Raw genomic sequence first — 22,745 nt, forward strand, 5'->3', positions numbered from 1 at the left:
CCCAGCTCGGCGGCTGGTATCGCCATCGGCCCCAGGAGATCAGCATGACCACAGCCGCCGCATCGGGCACACCTGCCGCTCCGGTCACGCCGGACTTCGCGGACCGCACCGATTTCGAGAACGCCGACCGGGGCTTCGTGGCCGGCCCCTCGTCCACGACCATCACCACCGACGACGGACGCATGGTGTGGGACTTCGCCGGCACCGCTTTCCTGGAAGGGGACTGCCCGGACACCGTCAACCCGAGCCTGTGGCGGCAGTCCCAGCTGTGCGCCCGCGCCGGCCTGTACCGGGTGACCGACGGCATCTACCAGATCCGCGGCTTCGACACGTCGAACATGACCCTCATCGAGGGCGACATCGGTGTGATCGTCGTCGACCCGCTCGCCTCCGCCGAGACCGCCGCGGCCGGCCTCGCGCTCTACCGCGAGCAGCGCGGCGACCGCCCGGTCACCGGCGTGCTCTTCACCCATTCGCACCTCGGCCACTTCGGCGGCGTCCACGGCGTCATCGGCCGGGCCGAGCAGGTCGACGGCGTACCGATCCTCGCCCCGCAGGGCTTCATGGAGCACTCGGGCACGGAGAACCTGTACGCCGGTACGGCCGTGCTGCGGCGCGGCGCCTACTGCTCGGGCACGAACCTCGACCCCGGCCCCACCGGTCTGGTCGGGACGGGCCTCGGCTTCACCACCTCCACCGGAACCCCCGGCCTCCTCCCGGCCACCATCGAGATCACCGGCACCGGACAGGTCGAGACGGTCGACGGCGTGGTGTTCCACTTCCAGCTGACGCCCGGCACCGAGGCACCCTCGGAGTTGAACTTCCATCTCCCCGAACACCGCGCCCTGTGCATGGCCGAGAACGCCACCCACACCCTGCACAACATCCTGTCGCTGCGCGGCTCCGTGGTCCGCGACGCCCGGACCTGGTCCCGCTGCCTCGACGAGGCCGTCCAGCTCTTCGGCTCCGAGAGCGACGTCCTCTTCGCCTCCCACCACTGGCCCACCTGGGGCACGGAGCGGCTCACCGCATTCCTGTCCGAGCAGTGCGACCTGTACGCCTATCTGCACGACCAGACCCTGCGCCTGGCCAACCAGGGCCGCACCGCCACCGAGATCGCCGAGGTGATCGAACTGCCGCCCGGCCTCGCCCGCTCCTGGCACGCCCGCGGCTACCACGGTTCCGTCAGTCACAACGTGAAGGCGATCCACCAGCGCTACCTGGGCTGGTACGACGGCCACCCCTCCTCGCTGTGGGAGCACCCGCCGACCGAGTCCGCCCGCCGGTACGTCGACTGCATGGGTGGCGTCGACGCGGTGGTCGCCCGCGCCGGGGAGTACGTCTCCGACGGCGATCTGCGGTTCGCCGCACAGCTGCTCAAGCACGCGGTCTTCGCGCAGCCCGACCACACCGGGGCCAAGGAACTGCTCGCCCGGACCTTCGAGCAGCTCGCCCACGGGGCCGAGAACGCGACCTGGCGCAACTGCTACCTCATGGGCGCCCTCGAACTGCGCCAGGGCGTCACCAGGACCGCCTCCTCCACCGGAAGCGTGCCCGACGCACTGAGCGTCGAGCAGATCTTCGATTCGCTCGCCATCCGCATCAACGGCCCCGAGGCATGGGACCACCGGGCCACTCTCGACTGGCACTTCACCGATCTGGACGAGCAGTTCCGCACCAGCCTGCGCAACGGTGTCCTCGTACCGACGAGGATGGATCCGGCGGACGCCGCCGTCGGCTTCGAAGGCGCCCCCGGCTTCGAAGGCACCCCCGCCGACGTGACGTTCACCCTGACCCGGCCGCAGCTGCTGGACCTGCTGGCCGGGAAGGGGCTCGACACCATCGAGCACACCGGGGACATCGGCGCGCTCCGGACCCTGGTCTCGGTCCTGGACACCACCGACCCGGACTTCCCCATCGTGACGCCCTGACCGAGCGCGACCCGGTGATCCTGGTCCTTACGCTCCGGTGACGTGCCCGTACGGCATCGGAGCGGAGCGCGCCCGAGGACCTAACGTGGCGTCATGCGCGTACTGCTCACCGGCGGAGCCGGGTTCATCGGGGGACACATCGCCGAGGCGCTGGTCGCGCGCGGCCACGAAGTGGTCGTGTTCGACGCGCTGCTGGAGTCGGCGCACGGCGGGGGTGCCCGCAGCGGCCGGGAAGGAATGATCGTCGCCGATGTACGGGACCGGGACGCCGTGGCCGATGCGCTGCGGGGAGTCGACGCGGTGTGCCACCAGGCCGCGATGGTCGGCCTGGGCAAGGACTTCGCGGACGCCCCTGAGTACGTCGGCTGCAACGACCTGGGGACGGCGGTCCTGCTGGCGGAGACGGCCCGCGCCGGGGTGGGCGATCTGGTGCTCGCCGGGTCGATGGTCGTGTACGGCGAGGGGCGGTACGACTGTCCCCTGCACGGGCAGGTCCGGCCCGGGCCGCGAGCCGTGGACGATCTGGCGGCGGGCCGGTTCGAACCGCGCTGCCCGCGTTGCGGGGCCGAGTTGAACCCGGGCCTGGTCACCGAGGACGCACCGGCCGACCCGCGCAATGTGTACGCGGCGACGAAGCTCGCCCAGGAACATCTCGCCGCCGCGTGGGCGCGGGCGACGGGCGGCCGGGCGACGGCCCTGCGGTACCACAACGTGTACGGGCCGGGGATGCCGCGCGACACCCCGTACGCGGGTGTCGCGTCGTTCTTCCGCTCGTCGCTGGCCCGGGGCGAGGCGCCGCAGGTCTTCGAGGACGGCTGCCAGCGGCGGGACTTCGTCCACGTACGCGACGTGGCTGCCGCCAACGCAGTGGCGCTGGAGGCCGTGCGGGAACGGGCAGCCGGCAGCTTCACCGCGTACAACACGGGCAGCGGCGAACCGCACACGATCGGCGAGATGGCCACGGCACTGGCCTGCGCGCACGGCGGCCCGGCACCGGAGATCACCGGTGGGTACCGGCTCGGGGACGTGCGCCATGTGACGGCGGACTCGCGCCGACTGCGGGAGGAGCTGGGCTGGCGGCCGGAGGTGGGGTTCGCGGAGGGGATGAAGGAGTTCGCGGAGGCGGAGCTGAGGCCGGGCCCGGCGGGCGGTCGAGGACGGCCCGCTCATGCCTGAGCGGCCGCCGGGAGGGTGACCTCGAAGCAGCAGCCGCCCGTTACGTTGCGGACCTCTGCCCGGCCCTCGTGCGCCTCCACGATGCCGCGGACGATCGCCAGCCCGAGTCCCGCACCGGCGGGTGGCGTACGGGCGTGGCTGCCGCGCCAGCCCGTGTCGAAGACCCTCGGCAGGTCCTCCTCGGGGATGCCACCGCAGCCGTCCGTCACCGACAGCACCACCCCGCTCTCGGCGCGGCGAGCGGCCACCGCCACCGTGCCGTCGGCCGGGGTACGGCGGATCGCGTTGATCAGGAGGTTGCCCAGGACCCGGCTCATCTCCTTGCTGTCGACCTCCACCGGTACGGCGTCGATACGGTCGCCGACCAGCCGTACCCCGTGCTCGCGCGCCAGCGGGTCCGCGCCTGCGAGGGCGTCGCCGACGAGGTCGTACACGGAGATGCGGGTGGGGGTCAGGGTGAGCGATCCGGCGTGGATCCGAGAGAGTTCGAAGAGGTCGCCGACCATGTCGTTCATGCGTTCCACCTCGGTCCGTATCTGCCGCAGGTAGCGGCCGGAGTCGGCGGCCATGCCGTCCTCCAGCGCCTCCGACATGGCCCGCAGCCCGGCGAGCGGGGTCCGCAGATCGTGCGAGATCCATGCGACGAGCTCACGGCGCGACGTCTCCAGTGCGCGTTCGCGCTCCCGGGAGCTGTCGAGCTTGGCGCTGGTGGCCGCCAGTTCCTTTGCGAGGTAGGAGAGTTCGGCGGTCGCCTGCTCCTCGGGGGCGGCGAACGTACCGCCGTCGCCGAACGAGCGGGCCGCGAGCGCCAGGTCCCGGCTCCTGGCCGCGACCCAGCGGCCCAGCAGCATCGCGGTGGCGAGGGACACCACGGCGGCCATGGCGACGACGGTCGTGACGACGGTCAGATCGTGCGGCGACAGGAACATCGCCCAGGCGACCGCGAGGGTCCCGGCGAGCATCGCGGTCACGGCGACGGCGGCGACGACGGCCAGCGACACGACGAGCGAACGGTGCCGGAAGAGGCGCAGGACCAGTGCACCGAGAAGCCCGGCTGCTGCGGCGCCCAGGAACGCGAAGAGCGCAATGAGGAGGAGGTCGGTCATGAGGGGTCCGCATCAGTGGTCGGGGCGCCCGGCGGGGCGGTTCTCGTGCCGTCCTGCCGGGCCGGGACCGGGGCCGGGGCCGGGTCCAGGCGGTAGCCCAGGCCCCACACCGTCTGGATCAGCTGCGGACGGGCCGGATCCGTCTCGACCTTGCCGCGCAGCCGCCGCACATGGACCGTCACCGTCGACAGGTCCCCGAAGTCCCACCCCCAGACCTCCCGCATCAGTTCCTCCCGGGTGAACACCCGGCCGGGATGGCGCAGGAAGAAGGTCAGGAGGTCGAACTCCCGGAGGGTGAGGGCGAGCTCGCGGCCGTCCCGCACCGCGCGGCGGGCCGCGAGATCGAGACGGAGTCCGGCGCACTCCAGCGGGGCCCGGGCGGCGTCCGCGCCGGGCGCCGCTCCCCGGCCCCGGCGCAGCACCGCGTCGACGCGCAGCACGAGCTCGCGCGGGCTGAACGGCTTCGTGACGTAGTCGTCCGCGCCCGTCTCCAGGCCCAGGATGCGGTCGTCCTCGTCCCCGCGCGCCGTCAGCATGATGACCGGCACACGGCCGTGCGCCCGCATCCTGCGGCAGACCTCGAAGCCGTCCATGCCGGGCAGCATCAGGTCGAGGACGACCAGGTCCGGCCGGCGAGCCGCGAAGCACTCCAGCGCCGCCGGACCGTCGCCGGCCCGCCGGACGTCGTAACCCGCCCGGTCCAGATAGCCGACGACCACCTCGGCGACCGTCGGATCGTCGTCCACGACAAGGACATGGCCGCGCGCAACGCCGGGGGCGGTGCCGGAACCCGGGGCGTCCGGGATGTTCTCCATACAGCCACTTTGGCATCCCGGTTGCCGGGAGAGCCGGTCGGCGGTCCGCCGAAGGGCCGACGTCCGGCTTTCGTAAGAACCTGAAGCCCGAAATGCCGGTTTCTGCTCCGTAGGGTGAGCAAGGTGACCGACTCCTTCCGCACTCAGTCCCCGCGCGCCGATGTGGTCCTGCCCTGTCTGAACGAGGTCGCGGCGCTGCCCCGGGTGCTGGCCGGCATCCCGTACGGCTGGCGCGCCATCGTCGTCGACAACGGCTCCACCGACGGGTCGGCGGACCTCGCCCGCTCCCTCGGGGCGACCCTCGTGCACGAGCCGCGGCGCGGCTTCGGCGCCGCGTGCCATGCCGGTCTGCTCGCCGCCGGGGCGGAGTTCGTCTGCTTCTGCGACTGCGACGGTTCCCTCGACCCGGGGCTGCTGCCCGGCTTCGTACGCCGGATCGCCGACGGGGACACGGATCTGCTGCTGGGCCGCCGACGCCCCGAGGGCCGCGGCGCCTGGCCCCTGCACGCCCGCGCCGGAAACCTGGTGCTCGCCCGCATGCTGCGCCGCAGGACGGGCCTGCGCCTGCACGACCTCGGTCCGATGCGGGCCGGGCGCCGGGCGGACCTGCTGGCACTGGACCTCACCGACCGGCGCAGCGGCTACCCGCTGCAGATGGTGGTACGCGCGTCGGACGCCGGGCTGCGTGTCGCGGAGACGGATGTCCCCTATCTCCCGCGCACCGGCAGATCCAAGGTGACCGGCACCTGGAGGGGAACGTGGCAGGCGGTACGCGACATGCGCGCCGTCCTGCGCGAGCCGCCGGAACGAACCTCGGCGCGGGCGGTACGCCCGGGGGCGTCCCGATGAGCGTGGCGCCCGCCCGCCGCGACGTCGCGACCGGCCCCACCACTCTCCTCGTGATCGCCAAGGAACCGCTGCCCGGCCTCGTCAAGACGCGGCTGACCCCGCCCTTCACCCCCGCCGAAGCCGCACAGCTCGCCGAGGCCGCACTCAGTGACACGCTGCGCACGGCGCTCTCCCTGCCGGCCCGGCGGCGCGTCCTCGTACTCGACGGACGGCCCGGTCCCTGGCTGCCGCCCGGCATCGAAGTCGTCGCGCAGTCCACCGGCCGCCTCGACGAGCGGCTCGCGGCGGCGTTCGGCGGCTGTGTCGGACCGGCGCTGCTCATCGGCATGGACACTCCTCAGATCACCGCCGCCCATCTGACGCCCGCGCTCTCCCCGGACGCCTGGGACGGGTGCGACGCCTGGTTCGGGCCCGCCGACGACGGCGGCTTCTGGGCGCTGGGCCTGGCCGCACCCGACCCGGACCTGGTGCGCGGTGTGCCCATGTCCGCCCCGGAGACCGGCGCCGTCCAGCGGCGCCGACTCGTCGACGCGGGGCTGACCGTGCGCGATCTGCCGCCGCTGCGGGACGTGGACACCGCGGCGGACGCCGCGCACGTCGCAGCTGCCGCACCGCACGGACAGTTCGCCTCGACCCTCGCCCGGCTGACCGGGGCGGCGAGCCGATGAGCGGGACGGTGCCGAACCGCTCGGTGCTGACTCCCGCGCCCCCGGACACCCAGCGCCCCGACACCCAGCGCCCGGACACCGACCACCCCGGCACGGCGCATCCGGACATCACCCCGTGGAGCACCGATCCGTACGCCGACGCGCTGCGCAACGGCCACGGTCCGCTCTTCCTCCGCCGCACGGACGGCTGGCTGCTCCCCCTGGACGTCGAGCGCTGGTGCGGGGGCGCCGACGCCGCCGACCTGTCCGCGCTGCGCCGCTGCGAAGGGCCGGTCCTCGACATCGGCTGCGGGCCCGGCCGGCTCGTCGCGGAACTGGCCGCCCGCGGCCACCGTGCGCTCGGCATCGACGTCAGCGAGACGGCCGTCGCCCACACACTGCGGATCGGCGGATCGGCGCTGCGCCGTTCCGTCTTCGACCCGTTGCCCGGCGAGGGCCGCTGGGGCACCGTCCTGCTCATCGACGGCAACATCGGCATCGGCGGCGACCCGCACGGCCTCCTGCTGCGCACCGCGGAGCTGCTCGCCCCCGGCGGTCTGCTCATCGCGGAGACCGCGTCGCCGGACATCGACGAGCGGGTCCAGGTCCGGTTGTACGACGGCCGCCGCGCACCGGACGGGGCCGGCGGGCCGGACCGTACCGATGCCGGGGACGGGCACTTCCCGTGGGCCCGGATCGGCACCCCTGCCCTGCTCCGGTACGCGCAGCCGAACGGCTGGCACCCGGTCGATCAATGGGTGGCGGACGGCCGCCCCTTCGTCGCCCTGCGCCGCGACCGGAAGGTCCGGACCGTGAGCCAGAGCGCCGACACCGCGAACAGCGCAGCCGTGATCAGCAGCCAATTCCCGAGGAAGACGTCGGGGGACAGTCCGCTCGCCGGCTCGTAGTGCTTCGCCTGCCGGGTGATCAGCGGGAACCACATCAGCAGGAGCAGCCCGGACAGGAAGGCCGGTACGCGGACGAAGTTGACCAGACCGGTGCGCGGTCCGAGCGCCACGCGAACGACCCGGTCCGCCGTCGCGTACACCGGCAGCAGCACCAGATCGTGCAGCAGCGCCGCCCCGACGAACCACACCACCACGGCGAACGTGTCCCCCTCCAGCAGCCGCACCCCCGCATAGCCCGCGAGCGCGAACGTGGTCGCCAGCAGGACGAGTTGCAGCGGCCCTTCCCCGTACCAACGCCTGAAGACCGCCCCCGGCCCGGTCGGCCTCGCCCGCTTCGCCTGCTCACCGCTCCGTCTCATCACAGCTCTCCGAACGTCAGCCGGGTCACCCATTTGGTGTTCAGCACACCGGGCGCGGCCGGCACGATGATCCGTGCCGGAAACCCGTGATCCAGCGACAGCGTCTCGCCGTTGACCTCCAGCGCCAGCAGCGAGCGCGGGTCGCGCACCTGGTTGTCCCGCAGTGCCGCCTTACGGAACGGCCCGCTGCGCTGCACCGACTCGACGAGCACTCCCGGCGGCCGGTCCGGATACCCCGCGAGCGCCGCCAGGTCCCGCAGCCGCACCCCGCGCCACCACTGGTCCGAGGTCGACCAGCCCTCCACGCAGGCGATCGGCAGCGCCGCGCTGTACTGGTCCATGGCCAGCAGCTGTTCCCGGGTGAACGTGAGTTCCCCGGCGGGGCCTTGGACGGTCAGCCGCCACCGTTCCCCCGTGTCGGCCGGGGTGACCCGGACGGACGCGGCCGTCTTGTTGATCTGGAACCCATTGGGTCCCGATCCGGGGTCGGCGACCCCGCGCGGGGTGAGGAGAGCGGTGCTCCGCAGCGCGTCGAAACTCCGGCCCACCGAGGTGACCAGCAGAAGCAGCGATCCGGCGCCCACCATGGCGAACGCGCCGCGTCGGGAGATGGTCGGCGCATCGGGGGCGGGGGCAGCCAACTCGTCCACCTCACCGCGCAGTTCCCCGCTGCGCAGCACCCGTACTGCCCGTGGGAGCTTCAGCCCGACATGGGCGACGAACCCGGCGAAGAACACCCACGCGCCGTAGAAGTGCAGCGGATAGAACGACCCCGGAAAGACGTACTCCACCTGGATGTTGAGCAGCCCCGTGACGAACTCGAACAGTGCCCCGCCGACGAGCAGCAGCAACGAGACGCGTTCCAGCGCATGCCCCACCGACCGGGCCGGTGGCAGCGCGAAGAGTTTCGGGATCACCGACCACAGCTTCGCCAGCAGCACCGGTACGAGCACGATGCCGCCCGTGACATGCACTCCCTGGTCCAGCCGGTACAGCCAGTGCGGCCCGGTCGGCCAGGCGAACAGGTAGAACCCCAGCAGCCCCTTGCCCGGCGTCTTGTCGTTGACCGCGGCAAGATCCGGGTTGTACGCGGCGTACGACAGCAGACCCGTCACGAACACCAGCGTCAGCCCGACGAGGAGGACGAGACCGAGCACCGCCGTGAACCGGACACCGCGCACCGGACTGCGCCAGAACCCGGGCGCGGAAGGCAGCCGTTCCCGGACCCGGGACCGGTCCGGGAACGCCGGGAACGGGAATCGGGATGCTCTGCCGTGACGCGTGTCGCCCATGCCCCGAAGCTATGCCCGGGCTGCCGGGCCCGGGCCCGCACGACTCCTGACGAAACGCTGACGTCACTCCTCGCGACGGCCAACCGGGCCAAGATCTCCGGGCCGGATCTGACAGTTCGGTGACGTGGCCCGGTTGCACCGCCCGCAGCCGCCCCACCCTGCATAGCGTGCCTGCGTGAAGACCGAGGAACGCACCACCGGCCCCCACCCCCCGCAGCAGCGCGCCACCGGCCGCCGCGGCGATCTGATCGCCGCCGCCGCGGGTGTCCTGCTCGTCACCGCGGCCGTCCTGATCGGGCGCGCGATCCAGGACGCCCATGGAACCCTGGTCGCCCACTGGCCACCCCTGCTGGCGTCCTGGTATCCGCACACCGGCCCCGGCACCCCGGCCGCCGTCGTCGTCGCCGCGGCCGTCGTCGCGTACGGGCCGGGCCTCGCCGGCCGGCTGCCCTGGCGGGGCCTGCTCGCCACCGCGTGGGCCGCCTCCCTGGCCTGGATCCTCTCGCTGGCGATGATCGACGGCTGGGGCCGGGGCATCGCCGAACGGCTCACCACGAAGCACGAATATCTCCAGGTCATCGGCCGGTTCAGCGACATCGGGGCGGCCCTGCACGGCTTCACCGGCCACATCCTGAGCGGCCGTCCGGACAACTGGCCCGCGCATGTCGCCGGTCATCCGCCGGGCGCCACACTCACCTTCGTCCTGCTGGACCGGATCGGACTCGGCGGCGGCGGATGGGCCGGTGTCTGGTGCATCGTGCTCGGCGGCTCCGCGGTGGTCGCCGCGCTGATCGCGGTGCGCGCCCTGGCCGACGAACGCCTGGCGCGGGGCGCCGCGCCGTTCCTCGTCCTCGCGCCGATGGCGGTCTGGACGGGAGCCTCGGCGGACGGCTACTTCGCCGCGGTCGCCGCCTGGTCGGTCGCGCTCCTCGCCCTGGCGGCGACGCGCCGGCCCCACAGTCCCCGCCCGGCCGCCGCGGCCGCCCTCGGTTCCGGACTGCTCTACGGCCTGACCTGCTACCTCTCGTACGGTCTGACGCTCATCGCGATCCTGCTCCTCACCGTCCTCCTCCTGACCCGCACGGCCCGCCCCGTGCCCCTCTTCCTTCTCGGGGCGCTCGTCGTTCCCGTCGCGTTCACCCTGGCGGGCTTCAACTGGTGGGAGGGGTACCGGCTGCTGGTCGAGCGGTACTACCAGGGGGCGGGCGGGATCCGCCCGTACTCCTACTGGGTCTGGGCGAACCTCGCGGCCACCACGGTCTCCGCCGGTCTCGCCACGGTCGCCGGCCTCCGCCGGGCCGCGGCCGGCGCTCCGGGATCCGTACGCGCACTGCGCACCGGCACCACCTCCGCTCGGCAACGGCTGATGCTCGTCACCCTGGCCGCGCTCCTCGCTCTCCTCGTCGCGGATCTGTCCGGGATGAGCAAGGCGGAGACGGAACGCATCTGGCAGCCGTTCGTCCTCTGGCTCCTGCCCGCCGCCGCGCTGCTTCCCCCGGACACCCGACGCGGCTGGCTGACCGCGCAGGCCGTCGTCGCCCTGCTGGTCAACCACCTGCTCTGGACGGGGTGGTAACGGAGCGGCGAATGGCCGAACAGCCGCCCTTGAAGCGATCGTGTCCCGGGTACAGGTGCCCCGTGCCGACATTCGAGATCACCACAGCAAGCGCCGACGACATCGAGATGCTGGGCGAGTGGGCCCACGCCGAGGGCTGGAACCCGGGCTGGACCGACGGCCACGCCTTCTTCGCCACCGACCCGCGCGGCTTCCTCATCGGCCGGCTCGACGGTGTGCCCGTGTCCTCCGTCTCCGTCGTCCGGTACGGCTCCGGCTTCGGGTTCCTGGGCTTCTATCTCACCCGCCCGGAACTTCGCGGCCAGGGTTACGGCATTCAGGTCTGGCACGCCGGCATGGACCGGCTCGCCGGGCGCAACGTCGGACTCGACGGCGTCGTCGCCCAGCAGGCCAACTACCGGAAGTCCGGATTCCGCTCTGCCTGGACGAACATGCGGTGGGTCGGCCGGCCGGCCGCGGACATCGGCGTACCGTCCGGCCTCACGCTCGTCGACGCCCGCTCGCTCCCCTTCGACCGACTGGCCGTCTACGACCGCCGCTTCTTCCCCGCCGAGCGCGACAGCTTTCTCGCCCCGTGGATCGCCGCACCCGGACGTACCGCCCTCGCCGCCGTCGGTGACGACGGGGAGTTGCGGGGGTTCGCCGTGATGCGCCCCTGCCGTACGTCGTCACGCATCGGCCCCCTCCACGCTTCGTCGCCCGAAGTGGCCGCCGCCCTGATGAGCGCGCTGTCGGCCACCGCACCGGACACCGAGATCGCCGTCGACGTACCCGACATCAACCCGGCAGCGGTCGCGCTCGCCGAACAGCTGGGCCTCGCACCGTCGTTCGAGACGGCCCGCATGTACACGGGCCCGATGCCGGACGTCGACCACACCGGGCTGTTCGGCATCACCAGCCTGGAGCTCGGCTGACCGCCGGGCCCGCTAGCGCCGGAGCTTCTCCAGAACCCGGTCGCGGAGCAGTTCGTACTCCTCGCGCAGCCGTACGATCTCCGCCGGCCGGGGTATCACCGTGCCGCCCGAGACGATCTCCTCCGGCCCGAACTGCTCCCGCGTGAGGTCGATCTCCACACCCATGCCCAGCCGGTTCCACCAGTGGAAGTCCGTGCGTTCGCCGTGGACCCGGACCTCGCCGCGGATCAGCTCGCCGCCCAGCAGGTCGTTGAGCACCATGGCGGTGACCCCGCACTGGTCGCGGGCCGGATTGTCGGCCGTCCAGTGCGGCCGGTGGCCGGGTGTGGCCGTGTCGGCGCCCCAACTGGCGCGGACGGCGGCTTCGATGTCGGCGAGAAGCAGCGGTTTCGAGGACTCCATGACACCGATCCTGGCAGCGACCACTGACAACACCGCTGGAGGACGAGGAGCGCACGGCCACAGCGTCACCCCCGGCGCGCAGCCGGTCGAAGTCCAGCGTGCCGTCCGACGCCGGTGCGTCCAGCGGCAGACGTCACGAGCGGCGCACGGCCACAGCGTCACCCCCGACGCGCAGCCGGTCGAAGTCCAGCGTGCCGTCCGACGCCGGTGCGTCCAGCGGCAGACGTCACGAGCGGCGCACGGCCACAGCGTCACCCCCGGCGCGCAGCCGGTCGAAGTCCAGCGTGCCGTCCGACGCCGGTGCGTCCAGCGGCAGGCGGAGGGCGGCGTCGACCGCCGCCGGGAGCGCGGAGAGTCCCAGCAGGCCCCTCACCAGGCCGGTCGTCATCGTGTGCCACGCCCGGGCCCGGCGGAGCATCGCGTGATCGCTGGCGCGGATCGTCACCAGACAGGAGCGGGCACCGGCCCGGCGGGCACGGGTGGCGAGGGACTGGGAGGCTTGAGGGCTCGTCACACGGTCACGGCTGCTGTGCAGCAGAACGACGTCCCGGTCCGCGAGTTGGGTGACCGGATCACCGGGCGGACACCACGGCGCAAGGCCGACCACTCCTCGTACCAGCGGATGCCCGGCCGCGCGCAGGGCGGCCCGGGCGCCCATCGAGTGCCCGACGAGCACGACCGGCACCTCGCCGAACTCGCGCCGCACGCCGTCCAGCGCCCGTACGGCATCGTGCAGGGCATCCTCCCGGGACCCGTTCCACCCGCGGTGTCCGTACCGGACCTCCCGTACCGCCACATCCACCGGTTCGTCCCGGGTCACCCGGACCACGCCCCGCGCGAACGGCCGCATGCGCAGGCCCGGAAGGTTCAACGGCCCGGGCGGGGGCGGCCCCAGCCCCGTCTCGCGCCCGCCGTGCAGGAGGAGCACCGCAGCCGACGGTGGTCGCCGATCCGCCATGCGTACCTCCTGGTCGCGGAAGCCACCACCGTACCGAGCATGCTGTACCGAGACATCGCCGTATGCCGTACACCTGTCGCACACAAGGGGACCCGCCATGGGATCGTCACCACAAGTCGGCCAGCCTGTCCAGGACTTCACACTGCCGGGCGGAACGCTCGCCGGAGACACGTTCGAACGCAGCGACTACACACTCTCGGACGCCCGCGGCCGTACCGTCGTGCTCGCCTTCTACCCCGGCGACAACACGACCGTCTGCACCAAGCAGCTCTGCTCGTACTCCTCCGGCATGGAGACCTTCACCGGTCTCGACGCGGAGGTCTGGGGAATCAGTCCACAGGGTGTGGACAGCCATGAGTCGTTCGCCCGCACATACGGCCTGCGGATGCCGCTGCTCGCGGACACCGGGCGGGAGATCGCCCGGGCGTACGGGATCACGGCGCCCGGGATCGGGGTCCGCCGAGCCGTGTTCCTGATCGGGCCGGACGGAGTGCTGCGGTGGAAGCATGTCGCGGTTCTCGGGGCCACCTTCCAGTCCCTGGACACGCTCGCCGAGCACATCGCCGGCATCAAGAGCCCGACGGGCGACTCCGCCTCACCCACTCCCGAGCAGCCGGCCGACGGCACGACCGGGACCACCGGCTGACGGCGTTCCCCACCCCACGTGCCCGGCGGTGAGCAACAGGCCGCCGGGCACGGCTGCGTCCGGGCCCCGATCGGCGCGGCGCGGGAGGGCACTGCAGGCGGTCCGCGATCACGTGCCCCGCAAGCGGCGGAAGTCTCCGGTTAAGGTAATGAGACGTTAAAGAGATCACCAAGTGCGTCGCTGTGCCGTCGTGCGCCTCGGGAGGAAGCCATGGGAACCCACCGGACCACGCTGCCCGGAGTCGGTGTGCAGTACGACTACACCACCGAGTCGGGACAGCACATTTCGGTCGTCGTGCACCACGACGGGCGGCGGTTCATCGGCTTCTACGAGCACGACGATCCCGATTCGTGTCAGCTCTCCGTGCCGCTGACCCCGCAGGAGGCCACCGCACTCGCGCATCTCATCGACGCCGCGCCCATCGATGCCGTACGGACCGAGGGCATCGATCTCGTCACCGAGCACATACCGCTCGGGTCGCGCTCCCCGTACGGGGGGCGGCTGCTCGGGGACACCCGGGCGCGGACGCGGACCGGGGCGTCGATCGTGGCCGTCCTGCGGACGCACAGTGTTCACCCGTCGCCGGGGCCGGACTTCCGGCTGGCCATCGGGGACACGCTTGTCGTCGTCGGTACGCGTGAGGGCGTCGACGCGCTCTCCGAGATCATTGCGGAGGGCTGACCGTGCACGACACGACCGCACTGCTGGTGGAGCTCGGCTCCGTCATTCTGGGGCTCGGGATCATCGGGCGGTTCGCCGGGCGGATAGGGCTCTCGCCGATTCCGCTCTATCTGCTGGCCGGCCTGGCGTTCGGGGACGGAGGGCTGCTGCCCCTCGGGGCCAGCGAGGAGTTCACCGCCGTCGGCGCCGAGATCGGTGTCATCCTGCTGCTGCTCCTGCTGGGGCTGGAGTACAGCGCGTCCGAGCTGGTGACCAGCCTGAAGACGCAGTATCCGTCCGGGGTCGTCGACTTCGTACTCAATGCGACGCCCGGCGCGGTGGCTGCACTGCTGCTCGGGTGGGGGCCCGTCGGGGCCGTCGCGCTGGCCGGGGTCACCTGGATCTCCTCGTCCGGCGTCATCGCGAAGGTGCTCACCGATCTGGGACGGCTGGGAAACCGGGAGACGCCCGTCATTCTCGGGGTCCTCGTCATCGAGGACCTGTCGATGGCCGTCTATCTGCCGCTGCTCACCGCGATGCTCGCCGGTGTCGGCCTGGCCGGCGGCAGCATCGCCCTGCTGGTCGCGCTCGGCACCGTCGGGTTCGTGCTGTATCTGGCGCTGCGGCACGGCCGGCTCATCAGCCGGGCCGTGTCCTCCGACAATCCGGAGATGCTGCTCCTCGTCGTCCTCGGGCTGACCGTCCTGGTGGCCGGGGTGGCCCAGCAGTTGCAGGTCTCCGCGGCGGTCGGGGCGTTTCTCGTCGGGATTGCGCTCTCGGGTGAGGTGGCGGAGGGCGCCCGCAAGCTGCTGACGCCGCTGCGCGACCTGTTCGCCGCCGTCTTCTTCGTGTTCTTCGGGCTCTCCACCGATCCGGCCCAGATTCCGCCCGTGCTGCTGCCGGCCCTGCTGCTGGCCGTCGTCACCGTCTTCACCAAGATCGGCACCGGGTGGTACGCGGCCCGGCGCGCCGGGATCGGGTCGCGCGGGCGGTGGCGGGCCGGTGGCACGCTTGTGGCGCGCGGTGAGTTCTCCATCGTCATCGCCGGTCTGGCCGTGGCGACCGAGCCACGGATCGGGCCCATCGCCACCGCGTACGTCCTGATCCTGGTGATCGTCGGTCCGCTCACTGCCCGCTGGACCCAGCCCGTCGTGGCCCGGATCCGGAAGCGGCGGGACCGTGGGGGCGGTGTTTCCGGGCGCAGCGCGCCTGTCACTCACGAGGAGCTACCGGTCGTGGAGCGCGCCTCGGCCGTCGACTGAGCCGTCGTCAGAGCGGGGTCGCCGGCGCTCTTCGCGCACCAGTCACCGGACGCCCTGCCTGCGCTTGCGGCGGTCGGCCCGATCCCGCGACCTGGGCCTCCAGCTCGCCCTGTCCGCGCTTGCGGGGCCGCCGGGCGTCGGAGGCGGAGCCCGGCGGGGGCACGTTGTCGTGAGGCAGTTCGTTGTGCGGGTGGTGGCTGGCCCCGGCCGTGTCCATCGTGGGGACTGCCCTTCGCGCGATACCGCGTCCGTCCACGGCGTCGCAGCATCGCACTGAAGGCCGGTTCCCGGACACAGCGGGCGATCATCCTGCTAACTTCTACACGTCTGTAGAGTTGGATCTCGTTCCGGCAACGCAACGCAACGTATGGAGACGTCATGGCACTGTGGGATCGGATCAAGGAATCCGCGACGACGATGCAATCGCAGCTCGAGGCGAAGAAGAACGACCTGAAGAGCGGTGCGTTCCGGGACGCGAGCATGGCCATGTGCGCCCTGGTCGCCGCCGCCGACGGTTCCATCGACCCGTCCGAGCGCCAGCGCGTCGCCTCGCTGATCGCCTCCAACGAGGTGCTGCAGAACTTCCCCGCGGACGACCTGCAGCGGCGCTTCAACGAGTACGTCAACAAGCTCACCGCCGACTTCGCCTTCGGCAAGGTCAGCGTGCTCCAGGAGATCGGCAAGGCGAAGAAGAAGCCGGCCGAGGCGCGCGCCGTCATCCAGATCGGCATCGTCATCGGCGGCGCCGACGGCGACTTCGACAAGTCGGAGCAGGCCGTCGTGCGCGAGGCGTGCTTCGCGCTCGACCTTCCGCCCCACGAGTTCGACCTCTAGACACCTTCGTCGGGCAATCTCTCCAGGTCGGCCCAACAGCCCCCCGTACCGCCGGGAACACACCGCGGTCCGACTGACCATCGGACCGCGCCCGGCCCGGCCGGGGACTCGCGACTCCCCCGCGCGAGTCCCCGGCCCACCTCCGCCCGCACCGCGCCCGGCGTCGATGTCACCGTCGGCGGAGCCCCGCTCGCCGAGGCCGCCGACCGGTCCGGTACGCGCGGCCGTCAGGCGCGGACCGGCGCCGCGTCCTCGACCAACTGCGAGCGGGGCGCACCCCTGCGGTACAGGACCACGGTGACCAGCAGCCCGAGGGCGAAGTAGCCCGCCGACCACCAGTACGCGGTGGAGTAGCTGTGCAGCTGGGCCTGGGCGATGTTGGCGGGGGTCGGCGGACGTCCGACCAGGTAGCTCGTGGCGGCGCCGGTGGCGAGCGTGTTCAGCAGCGCCGTACCGATGGAACCGCCCACCTGCTGGCTGGTGCTGACCATGGCCGAGGCCACACCCGCGTCGCGGACGGCCACCCCGTACGTGGCCAGGTTCATCACGGTCGCGAAGACCATGCCGAGGCCCAGCCCGAGGCAGAGCAGGTTGGGCAGCACATGCGTGACGTAGCCGCTGGTGAGGTCCAGACCGGTCATCCACACCATGGCGGCCGCGGCGATGCCCATGCCGAGCGGCACGATCGGTTTCGCGCCGAACCGCGGCACCAGCACATTGGTCGTCGTCATCGACGTCGCGATCATCAGGGCGACCATCGGGATGAACGCGAGACCGGTGGCAACCGGCGAGTAGAGCAGAGTCCTCTGCAGGTAGTACGTGAGGAACAGGAACACGCCGAACATGCCGCCGCCGGCGATGAACATCGCCAGATACGACGCCCCTCGGTTCCGGTTCAGCACCACCCGCAACGGCAGCAACGGGTGCGCGGCCCGCGTCAGCCACCAGGCGAACGCCGCCACGAGCACACCGCCCGCCGCGAGGAAGCCCCAGGTGTGCGGTGAACTCCACTGGTGCGACTCCGCGTTCGAGAAGCCGAACACGATGCAGAAGAGGCCCAACGAGACCAGGAGCGTGCCCGGGACATCGAGCTTCGGACGGTGGGCGGGGGCGCCGGCGGTCAGCAGCCGGGCGCCACCGACAAAGGCGACCAGGGCGAACAGCAGGTTGACGTACAGACACCAGCGCCAGTTCAGGTACTCGGTGAGCACCCCGCCGAGCAGCAGCCCCACCGCGCCGCCCGTGCCCGCGATGGCACCGTAGATCCCGAAGGCCTTCGCCCGCTCGTTCGGGACGTTGAACGTCGTGGTGAGGAGAGAGAGCGCGGCCGGCGCCAGCAGCGCGGCGAACATGCCCTGGAGGGCGCGGGCGACGACCAGGACCTCGAAGCCCGGGGCGGCGCCGCCGATCGCCGACGCCACCGCGAAGCCGACCAGGCCGGTCAGGAAGACGATCTTGCGGCCCACCAGGTCGGCTATCCGGCCGCCGAGCAGCAGCAGCGAGCCGAAGGCCAGGGCGTACGCCGTCACGATCCACTGGCGGTTGCCGTCGGAGAAGCCGAGGTCCTGCTGGGCGGAGGGCAGGGCGATGTTCACGATGGTGGCGTCCAGGACCACCATCAGCTGCGCCAGACCGATCACCCCGAGCACCCACCACCGATGCGCCGGTCCACGCTCACGCCCGGGCGCGGGGCGAGCCGGTGAGGAGGTCGTGGTCCCTCTCACGCCACCCACGGAGCGTTCTCCCTCGAACGGCTCTCGCGCATGACGTGCGTGACGGGCCATGGTCCTGGGTCTCCCTCGGTGCGCACCCCGAAATCCCCCGCACTTCACGCTAAGCGCGGGTCAGGATCGCCGCACGCGGTGAGCAGCGCCCGGGTTCGGGCCTGCCGGGCTCCGGCATCGGGGCGGGCGCACCGGGATCCGGCAGCGGGGCGGACCCGTTGGTCAGAGCTCCTTGGCGGGCCAGTCCAGCAGCCGGGCGCCGATCACCGCTGTCTGCAGCGTGTACCGGTGCATCGGGTCCGACGGGTCCGAACCGGTCAGCTGATGGACCCGCTCCAGCCGGTACGTGAGCGCCCGCACGCTCAGCGCCAGCCGCCGGGCCGTCTCGGCGGCGACGCAGCCCGCGTCGAAGTACGCGGAGAGTGTCTTCAGCAGTGGCTCGGCGCCGCCGCGGGCCTGCTGGAGCGGGCCCAGCTGGCTGCGCACCAGATCGGCCATCGCCTGCCGGTCCCGGGTCAGCACCGGGAAGACCAGCAGGTCGGCGGCGTACAGCACCGGATCGTCCAGGCTCATCCGGTCCGCCAGGTCGAGTGCGGCGAGCGCCTCGTCGTACGACTGGACGACACCGCCCGGGCCCCGGTGCGGGCGGCCGACCGCGACCCGGCCGCCGTCCGTCGCCGCGTGCGCCTGCTTGGCGAAGTAGCGCAGGACGTCCGGCTGGGAACCCGGGGCCATGCAGACCAGGCGCCCGTCCTTCGTCGTCAGCAGGATTTTCCGGCCGTCGAAGCGGGCCAGCAGCGCCGACTCCACCTGCCGCGGCACGGTGTCCGTCTCGGTGTACGCCTGGGGGCCGGCCGCCACCGCGACCGCGTGGGCGCGTGACAGCCGCAGCCCGAACCGGGTGGCCCGCTCGGCGAGCCGGCCCAGGTCGCTGCGCCCGTACAGCAGGTCGTCGATGAACTCGCGGCGCGCCGCCTCCTCCCGCCGTACGGTGAGCCGCTGGGCCCGCTCGAACCCCTCGGCGAACGCGTCGACGGACTGCTCGACCGCGGCCAGCACACAGTCGGTGGACGCCGAGTCGGTGGCGCCGGCGCTCGGCCAGGCGGTGCGGGTCGCCGCCAGATGGAGACCCACCAGGGCGCGCAGCTGGAATCCGGCCTCGGCGGCCTCCCGGCCCAGGGCCCGGCGGCTCTCCAGCTCGTCGCGGGTCAGCCGGCGGCCGGTCGCGGCGACCTCACCCAGGATGCGGGCGTAGTCCCCCAGATACTCGTCGGGATTCTCCGGCTCCGGCACGTCCATGCCCCCAGTCTTGACGCGTCACTGACACTCGCTCAACGCATCGGAGCAGGTGCTGGTGCCCGGCATCAAGGACGTACAAAGATTGCCGGACTCCGGCAATGCGGAACAGTGGCATCGGCTGTCACGATCAGGCCCAGCACCACCGGGGGAAACACGGGGGGAGCACGGGGGATACGGGGACGGGGGAAGACCCGGCTGCTGCGGCGCCGCTTGTCGGCGACGTCGCGGCACCGGGGTCACCGCCGAACAGCACATCCGCCGCACCCCCCGCTCACACGCAGGGGGAGTGGACCGATGCAGGAGTTCCTGAGCGCGGCGCTCTCCTTTCCCGCCGCCCTCTTCGGCGCGGCCCTCGTCGTCGTCATCTGCTTCTGGCTGCTGGTCCTGGCCGGTGCGGCCGACCACCACTCCTTCGACGCCGACCTCGACACCGACCTGGCCGGGATCGGCGGTGTGCCGGTCGCCGTCTCGGTGTCCGTGATGATCGTCGTCGCCTGGTTCACCAGCCTGACCGGCACCGTCCTGCTGCACCGCAGCTCAGTCACCGGCACCCCGCGCGCCGTGCTCGCCTGTGCCGTGCTCGCCGGGGCGCTGCTGGTCTCCTGGGCCGTGGTCCGGCTGCTCGTCACCCGCTACCGCCGCCGCTTCCCGGCCGAACCCCCACCGTCCCGGCAGGACTTCCTCGGCCGGGTCTGCACCATCCGTACCGGCTCCGTCAGCTCCGACTTCGGCCAGGCCGAGGTCGCGGCGGCCGACGGGTCCACCGCGATCGTGCAGGTCAGGCAATTGCGGCAGATGGACGAAGCGGTCTTCACGGCGGGCAGTGCGGGGCTTCTCTACGCGTATGACGACGAGGGCGAGTTCTTCTGGGTATCGCCCTACGACGTGACACTCGACCCGGGACCACCGACGCCACCGCGGCAGCTGCCGCGTACCGGGCCCCGCCGCACCGGCTGAGCCACCGGCCGCCGCCGTACGCCGCGATCCGGCGCGCACACGGCTGCCCGCCGCCGCTCGGGCGCTCCGGCTCCTCTCACCTTCCTCGCCCTTCTCACCAGCCGCCAAGGACTGTCATGGATGCCATCTCCCTGGGCTTCGGTGTGCTCATCGCCGTGGTCCTGCTCATCGCGATCGCCCTGCTCCTCGTCGTCAGCCGGCTCTTCCGCAAGGTCGAACAGGGCAAGGCCCTGATCATCTCCAAGACCAAGAAGGTCGACGTGACCTTCACCGGCGCCGTCGTCCTGCCGGTGCTGCACAAGGCCGAGTACATGGACATCTCGGTGAAGACGATCGAGATCCGGCGCACCGGCCGCGAGGGCCTCATCTGCCAGGACAACATCCGCGCCGACATCCACATCAACTTCTTCGTACGGGTCAACAAGACCGTCGAGGACGTCATCAAGGTCGCCCAGGCCATCGGCACCGAGCGGGCCAGCGACAAGATCGCCATCCAGGACTTCTTCGCCGCGAAATTTGCCGAGGCCCTCAAGACGGTCGGCAAGCAGCTGGACTTCGTCGATCTGTACACCAAGCGCGAAGAGTTCCGGGACCGCATCATCCGGGTCATCGGGACCGACCTGAACGGCTACCACCTCGACGACGCGGCGATCGACCACCTGGAGCAGACACCGATGGCGCAGCTCGACAGCGCCAACATCCTCGACGCACAGGGCATCCGCAAGATCACCGAACTGACGACGATCGAGCACGTACGCACCAACGAGTTCCAGCGCACCGAGCAGAAGGAGATCACCCGGCAGAACGTCGACGCCCGCGAGACCATCCTGGAGCTGGAGCGCCGGCAGGCCGAGGCCGAGATCAAGCAGCGGCGCGAGGTCGAGACGCTGCGGGCCCGCGAGGAGGCGGCCACCGCCCGGGTCCAGGAGGAGGAACGGCTGGGCGCGCAGGCGGCGTTCATCCGTACCGAGGAACAGCTCGGCATCCAGCGCGAGAACCAGGCGCGGGAGATCGCCGTCGCGCAGAAGAACCGTGAGCGGGTCATCGCGGTCGAGAACGAGCGCATCGAGAAGGACCGGCTGATCGAGGTCATCGGGCGCGAACGGCAGACCGAGCTGAATCGGATCGCCGCGACGAAGGAGGTCGAGGCAGAGCGCCGCGAGGTCGCCGATGTGATCCGGGAGCGGATCGCCGTGGACCGTACGGTCGCCGAGCAGGAAGAGTCGATCAAGACACTGCGGGCCGTCGAGGAGTCGGAGCGCACCCGCAAGTCGGTGATCATCGCCGCCGAGGCGGAGGCCCAGGAGAAGCTGGTCAAGGACATCAAGGCGGCGGAGGCGGCCGAGGTGGCGGCCACCCACCGGGCGGCGGAGCAGCTGACGCTCGCCGAGGCCCGGCTCAAGACCGCGGATCTCGACGCCCGGGCCAAGCTGCGGCTCGCCGAAGGCGTCCAGGCGGAGTCCGCGGCGCCCGGCCTGGCGGAGGTGCAGGTGCGGGAGGCGGCGGCCGACGTCATCGAGAAGACCGGTCTCGCCGAGGCAGAGGCCACGTCCGCCCGGCTCAGGGCCGAGGCGGAGGGCACACGGCTGAAGGCCCTGGCGACCGCCGAGGGCACCCAGGCGCAGGCCACCGCGGACGCGGCGATGATCGGCGAGAAGCTGAAGGCCGAGGCGGCCGGGCTCACGGAGAAGGCGGCGGCCATGGCGGCACTGGACGACGCGTCGCGCGGGCACGAGGAGTACCGGCTGCGGCTCGCCGCCGAGAAGGAGATCCGGCTGGCCGGACTCGATGTGCAGCGGCAGGTCGCGGAGGCACAGGCGACGATCGTGGCCGCCGGCCTGGAGAACGCCGACATTGACATCGTCGGCGGGGAGTCGGTCTTCTTCGACCGGCTGGTCTCGTCGATCTCGCTCGGCAAGAGTGTCGACGGGTTCATGGAGAACTCGGACACGGCGAAGGCTCTCGCCGGGCCGTGGCTGAACGGGTCGTCGTCGTTCACCGAGGACCTGACCCGGGTGCTCGGGTCGGTATCCACGGGCGATGTACAGAACCTGACGGTGTCGGCGCTGCTGATGCGGATGATGGCGGCGCCGGGGGCGGGGGCGGATGCCGGCCAGGTCCGGCAGCTGTTGGAGTCGGCGCGGAAGCTCGGGCTGGCGGATGTGCCGGTCGGGGCGTTGGCGGCGCAGGACGCGGCGGCGGCGCGCAATGGGGCGCCGGTGGCGTAGCGGGGCAGTCCGTCCGGCGGCCGGTCCGTCCTCAACCGCCGGACGGGCTCGAGTCGACCATCTCGTGCCCGCCCACCGCGCACGCCGGGCCCGACCGGGCCGTGGTTCCGTCCTCGATCGCCGGACAGACCCAACATGCCCGGCCGCCACCTCGAACCCGTCCGGCGATCGAGGGCAACGTGCGGCCGAAGGCCGCGCACTC

20 protein-coding genes are annotated in these 22,745 nt (G+C 72.0%); 13 read left to right on the plus strand and 7 right to left on the minus strand.

Features of this window, described 5'->3' with window-relative positions:
* Nucleotides 1-44 precede the first annotated feature (44 nt).
* Both ACWCP8_RS28200 and ACWCP8_RS28205 read left to right on the plus strand, forming a co-directional pair.
* Complete coding sequence (locus tag ACWCP8_RS28200) at nucleotides 45-1,931, plus strand: alkyl/aryl-sulfatase (RefSeq protein WP_451118900.1); 1,887 nt, start codon at nucleotides 45-47, stop codon at nucleotides 1,929-1,931.
* 93 nt (nucleotides 1,932-2,024) lie between these two features.
* Entirely contained in the window at nucleotides 2,025-3,107 is a 1,083-nt protein-coding gene (locus tag ACWCP8_RS28205) for an NAD-dependent epimerase/dehydratase family protein (protein WP_352266660.1), read from the plus strand.
* Here ACWCP8_RS28205 and ACWCP8_RS28210 read toward each other — a convergent pair.
* On the minus strand, nucleotides 3,098-4,213 hold the full coding sequence (locus ACWCP8_RS28210) for a sensor histidine kinase (RefSeq protein WP_451118903.1): 1,116 nt from the start codon (nucleotides 4,211-4,213) through the stop codon (nucleotides 3,098-3,100). The two genes, ACWCP8_RS28205 and ACWCP8_RS28210, sit on opposite strands and share 10 nt — an antisense overlap.
* Nucleotides 4,210-5,028 carry a response regulator transcription factor gene (locus tag ACWCP8_RS28215; protein ID WP_451118904.1) on the minus strand — a complete coding sequence of 273 codons (819 nt, stop codon included), beginning with the start codon at nucleotides 5,026-5,028 and terminating at the stop codon, nucleotides 4,210-4,212. The genes ACWCP8_RS28210 and ACWCP8_RS28215 overlap by 4 nt, the downstream gene beginning before the upstream one ends.
* Nucleotides 5,029-5,142: 114 nt before the next feature.
* Here ACWCP8_RS28215 and ACWCP8_RS28220 point away from each other — a divergent pair, with 114 nt between their 5' ends.
* From ACWCP8_RS28220 to ACWCP8_RS28230, 3 genes are read left to right on the plus strand one after another with little or no spacing between them, the layout of a single operon-like run.
* Entirely contained in the window at nucleotides 5,143-5,877 is a 735-nt protein-coding gene (locus ACWCP8_RS28220; RefSeq protein WP_352266657.1) for a glycosyltransferase family 2 protein, read from the plus strand.
* The gene (locus tag ACWCP8_RS28225) at nucleotides 5,874-6,545 is read left to right on the plus strand and encodes a TIGR04282 family arsenosugar biosynthesis glycosyltransferase (protein ID WP_451118906.1); all 672 of its coding nucleotides are present in this window, start codon (nucleotides 5,874-5,876) and stop codon (nucleotides 6,543-6,545) included. Before ACWCP8_RS28220 ends, ACWCP8_RS28225 begins: the two co-directional genes overlap by 4 nt.
* Nucleotides 6,542-7,432, plus strand: coding sequence for a class I SAM-dependent methyltransferase (locus ACWCP8_RS28230; protein WP_352266655.1), 891 nt, complete (start codon nucleotides 6,542-6,544; stop codon nucleotides 7,430-7,432). The genes ACWCP8_RS28225 and ACWCP8_RS28230 overlap by 4 nt, the downstream gene beginning before the upstream one ends.
* 358 nt (nucleotides 7,433-7,790) lie before the next feature.
* Here ACWCP8_RS28230 and ACWCP8_RS28235 read toward each other — a convergent pair whose 3' ends face one another.
* Nucleotides 7,791-9,083 carry a molybdopterin-dependent oxidoreductase gene (locus tag ACWCP8_RS28235; protein ID WP_451118909.1) on the minus strand — a complete coding sequence of 431 codons (1,293 nt, stop codon included), beginning with the start codon at nucleotides 9,081-9,083 and terminating at the stop codon, nucleotides 7,791-7,793.
* 175 nt (nucleotides 9,084-9,258) lie between these two features.
* Here ACWCP8_RS28235 and ACWCP8_RS28240 point away from each other — a divergent pair, with 175 nt between their 5' ends.
* Complete coding sequence (locus tag ACWCP8_RS28240) at nucleotides 9,259-10,659, plus strand: hypothetical protein (protein WP_451118911.1); 1,401 nt, start codon at nucleotides 9,259-9,261, stop codon at nucleotides 10,657-10,659.
* Between the two features lie 62 nt (nucleotides 10,660-10,721).
* Entirely contained in the window at nucleotides 10,722-11,573 is an 852-nt protein-coding gene (locus ACWCP8_RS28245; protein ID WP_451118913.1) for a GNAT family N-acetyltransferase, read from the plus strand.
* Between the two features lie 12 nt (nucleotides 11,574-11,585).
* Here ACWCP8_RS28245 and ACWCP8_RS28250 read toward each other — a convergent pair whose 3' ends face one another.
* Together ACWCP8_RS28250 and ACWCP8_RS28255 are read right to left on the minus strand one after the other, a co-directional pair.
* The gene (locus ACWCP8_RS28250; RefSeq protein ID WP_352266651.1) at nucleotides 11,586-11,975 is read right to left on the minus strand and encodes a YunG family protein; all 390 of its coding nucleotides are present in this window, start codon (nucleotides 11,973-11,975) and stop codon (nucleotides 11,586-11,588) included.
* A 226-nt stretch (nucleotides 11,976-12,201) separates the two neighbouring features.
* Entirely contained in the window at nucleotides 12,202-12,933 is a 732-nt protein-coding gene (locus tag ACWCP8_RS28255; protein ID WP_451118915.1) for a serine aminopeptidase domain-containing protein, read from the minus strand.
* 97 nt (nucleotides 12,934-13,030) lie between these two features.
* Here ACWCP8_RS28255 and ACWCP8_RS28260 point away from each other — a divergent pair, with 97 nt between their 5' ends.
* The 4 genes from ACWCP8_RS28260 (at nucleotide 13,031) to ACWCP8_RS28275 (ending at nucleotide 16,335) form a co-directional block, all read left to right on the plus strand.
* Entirely contained in the window at nucleotides 13,031-13,579 is a 549-nt protein-coding gene (locus tag ACWCP8_RS28260) for a peroxiredoxin (RefSeq protein WP_352266649.1), read from the plus strand.
* A 210-nt stretch (nucleotides 13,580-13,789) separates the two neighbouring features.
* Entirely contained in the window at nucleotides 13,790-14,260 is a 471-nt protein-coding gene (locus ACWCP8_RS28265; protein WP_352266648.1) for a cation:proton antiporter regulatory subunit, read from the plus strand.
* A 2-nt stretch (nucleotides 14,261-14,262) separates the two neighbouring features.
* Nucleotides 14,263-15,501: a cation:proton antiporter gene (locus tag ACWCP8_RS28270; RefSeq protein WP_451118917.1), complete on the plus strand. Its 1,239-nt coding sequence runs from the start codon at nucleotides 14,263-14,265 to the stop codon at nucleotides 15,499-15,501.
* Between the two features lie 378 nt (nucleotides 15,502-15,879).
* A complete protein-coding gene (locus ACWCP8_RS28275; RefSeq protein WP_030931413.1) occupies nucleotides 15,880-16,335 on the plus strand; it encodes a tellurite resistance TerB family protein in 456 nt (151 codons plus the stop codon).
* A 227-nt stretch (nucleotides 16,336-16,562) separates the two neighbouring features.
* On the opposite strand, the gene ACWCP8_RS28280 is transcribed toward ACWCP8_RS28275, so the two are convergent.
* On the minus strand, nucleotides 16,563-18,119 hold the full coding sequence (locus ACWCP8_RS28280; protein WP_451118919.1) for an MFS transporter: 1,557 nt from the start codon (nucleotides 18,117-18,119) through the stop codon (nucleotides 16,563-16,565).
* Between the two features lie 162 nt (nucleotides 18,120-18,281).
* Nucleotides 18,282-19,358, minus strand: coding sequence for a PucR family transcriptional regulator (locus ACWCP8_RS28285; RefSeq protein WP_451118921.1), 1,077 nt, complete (start codon nucleotides 19,356-19,358; stop codon nucleotides 18,282-18,284).
* Between the two features lie 294 nt (nucleotides 19,359-19,652).
* Here ACWCP8_RS28285 and ACWCP8_RS28290 point away from each other — a divergent pair, with 294 nt between their 5' ends.
* A complete protein-coding gene (locus ACWCP8_RS28290; RefSeq protein WP_451118923.1) occupies nucleotides 19,653-20,315 on the plus strand; it encodes a hypothetical protein in 663 nt (220 codons plus the stop codon).
* A gap of 116 nt (nucleotides 20,316-20,431) precedes the next feature.
* Nucleotides 20,432-22,543 carry a flotillin family protein gene (locus ACWCP8_RS28295; RefSeq protein WP_451118925.1) on the plus strand — a complete coding sequence of 704 codons (2,112 nt, stop codon included), beginning with the start codon at nucleotides 20,432-20,434 and terminating at the stop codon, nucleotides 22,541-22,543.
* Nucleotides 22,544-22,745: the final 202 nt, after the last annotated feature.

This window comes from Streptomyces sp. NPDC002206 (assembly GCF_053593595.1).

Excerpts from the sequence above, each read along its gene's own strand:
- ACWCP8_RS28200 (WP_451118900.1), top strand. The coding sequence starts at position 45 with ATGACCACAGCCGCCGCATCGGGCACACCTGCCGCTCCGGTCACGCCG.
- ACWCP8_RS28205 (WP_352266660.1), top strand. The coding sequence starts at position 2,025 with ATGCGCGTACTGCTCACCGGCGGAGCCGGGTTCATCGGGGGACACATC.
- ACWCP8_RS28210 (WP_451118903.1), bottom strand. The coding sequence starts at position 4,213 with ATGACCGACCTCCTCCTCATTGCGCTCTTCGCGTTCCTGGGCGCCGCA.
- ACWCP8_RS28215 (WP_451118904.1), bottom strand. The coding sequence starts at position 5,028 with ATGGAGAACATCCCGGACGCCCCGGGTTCCGGCACCGCCCCCGGCGTT.
- ACWCP8_RS28225 (WP_451118906.1), top strand. The coding sequence starts at position 5,874 with ATGAGCGTGGCGCCCGCCCGCCGCGACGTCGCGACCGGCCCCACCACT.
- ACWCP8_RS28230 (WP_352266655.1), top strand. The coding sequence starts at position 6,542 with ATGAGCGGGACGGTGCCGAACCGCTCGGTGCTGACTCCCGCGCCCCCG.
- ACWCP8_RS28235 (WP_451118909.1), bottom strand. The coding sequence starts at position 9,083 with ATGGGCGACACGCGTCACGGCAGAGCATCCCGATTCCCGTTCCCGGCG.
- ACWCP8_RS28250 (WP_352266651.1), bottom strand. The coding sequence starts at position 11,975 with ATGGAGTCCTCGAAACCGCTGCTTCTCGCCGACATCGAAGCCGCCGTC.
- ACWCP8_RS28255 (WP_451118915.1), bottom strand. The coding sequence starts at position 12,933 with ATGGCGGATCGGCGACCACCGTCGGCTGCGGTGCTCCTCCTGCACGGC.
- ACWCP8_RS28260 (WP_352266649.1), top strand. The coding sequence starts at position 13,031 with ATGGGATCGTCACCACAAGTCGGCCAGCCTGTCCAGGACTTCACACTG.
- ACWCP8_RS28265 (WP_352266648.1), top strand. The coding sequence starts at position 13,790 with ATGGGAACCCACCGGACCACGCTGCCCGGAGTCGGTGTGCAGTACGAC.
- ACWCP8_RS28275 (WP_030931413.1), top strand. The coding sequence starts at position 15,880 with ATGGCACTGTGGGATCGGATCAAGGAATCCGCGACGACGATGCAATCG.
- ACWCP8_RS28280 (WP_451118919.1), bottom strand. The coding sequence starts at position 18,119 with ATGGCCCGTCACGCACGTCATGCGCGAGAGCCGTTCGAGGGAGAACGC.
- ACWCP8_RS28285 (WP_451118921.1), bottom strand. The coding sequence starts at position 19,358 with ATGGACGTGCCGGAGCCGGAGAATCCCGACGAGTATCTGGGGGACTAC.
- ACWCP8_RS28290 (WP_451118923.1), top strand. The coding sequence starts at position 19,653 with ATGCAGGAGTTCCTGAGCGCGGCGCTCTCCTTTCCCGCCGCCCTCTTC.
- ACWCP8_RS28295 (WP_451118925.1), top strand. The coding sequence starts at position 20,432 with ATGGATGCCATCTCCCTGGGCTTCGGTGTGCTCATCGCCGTGGTCCTG.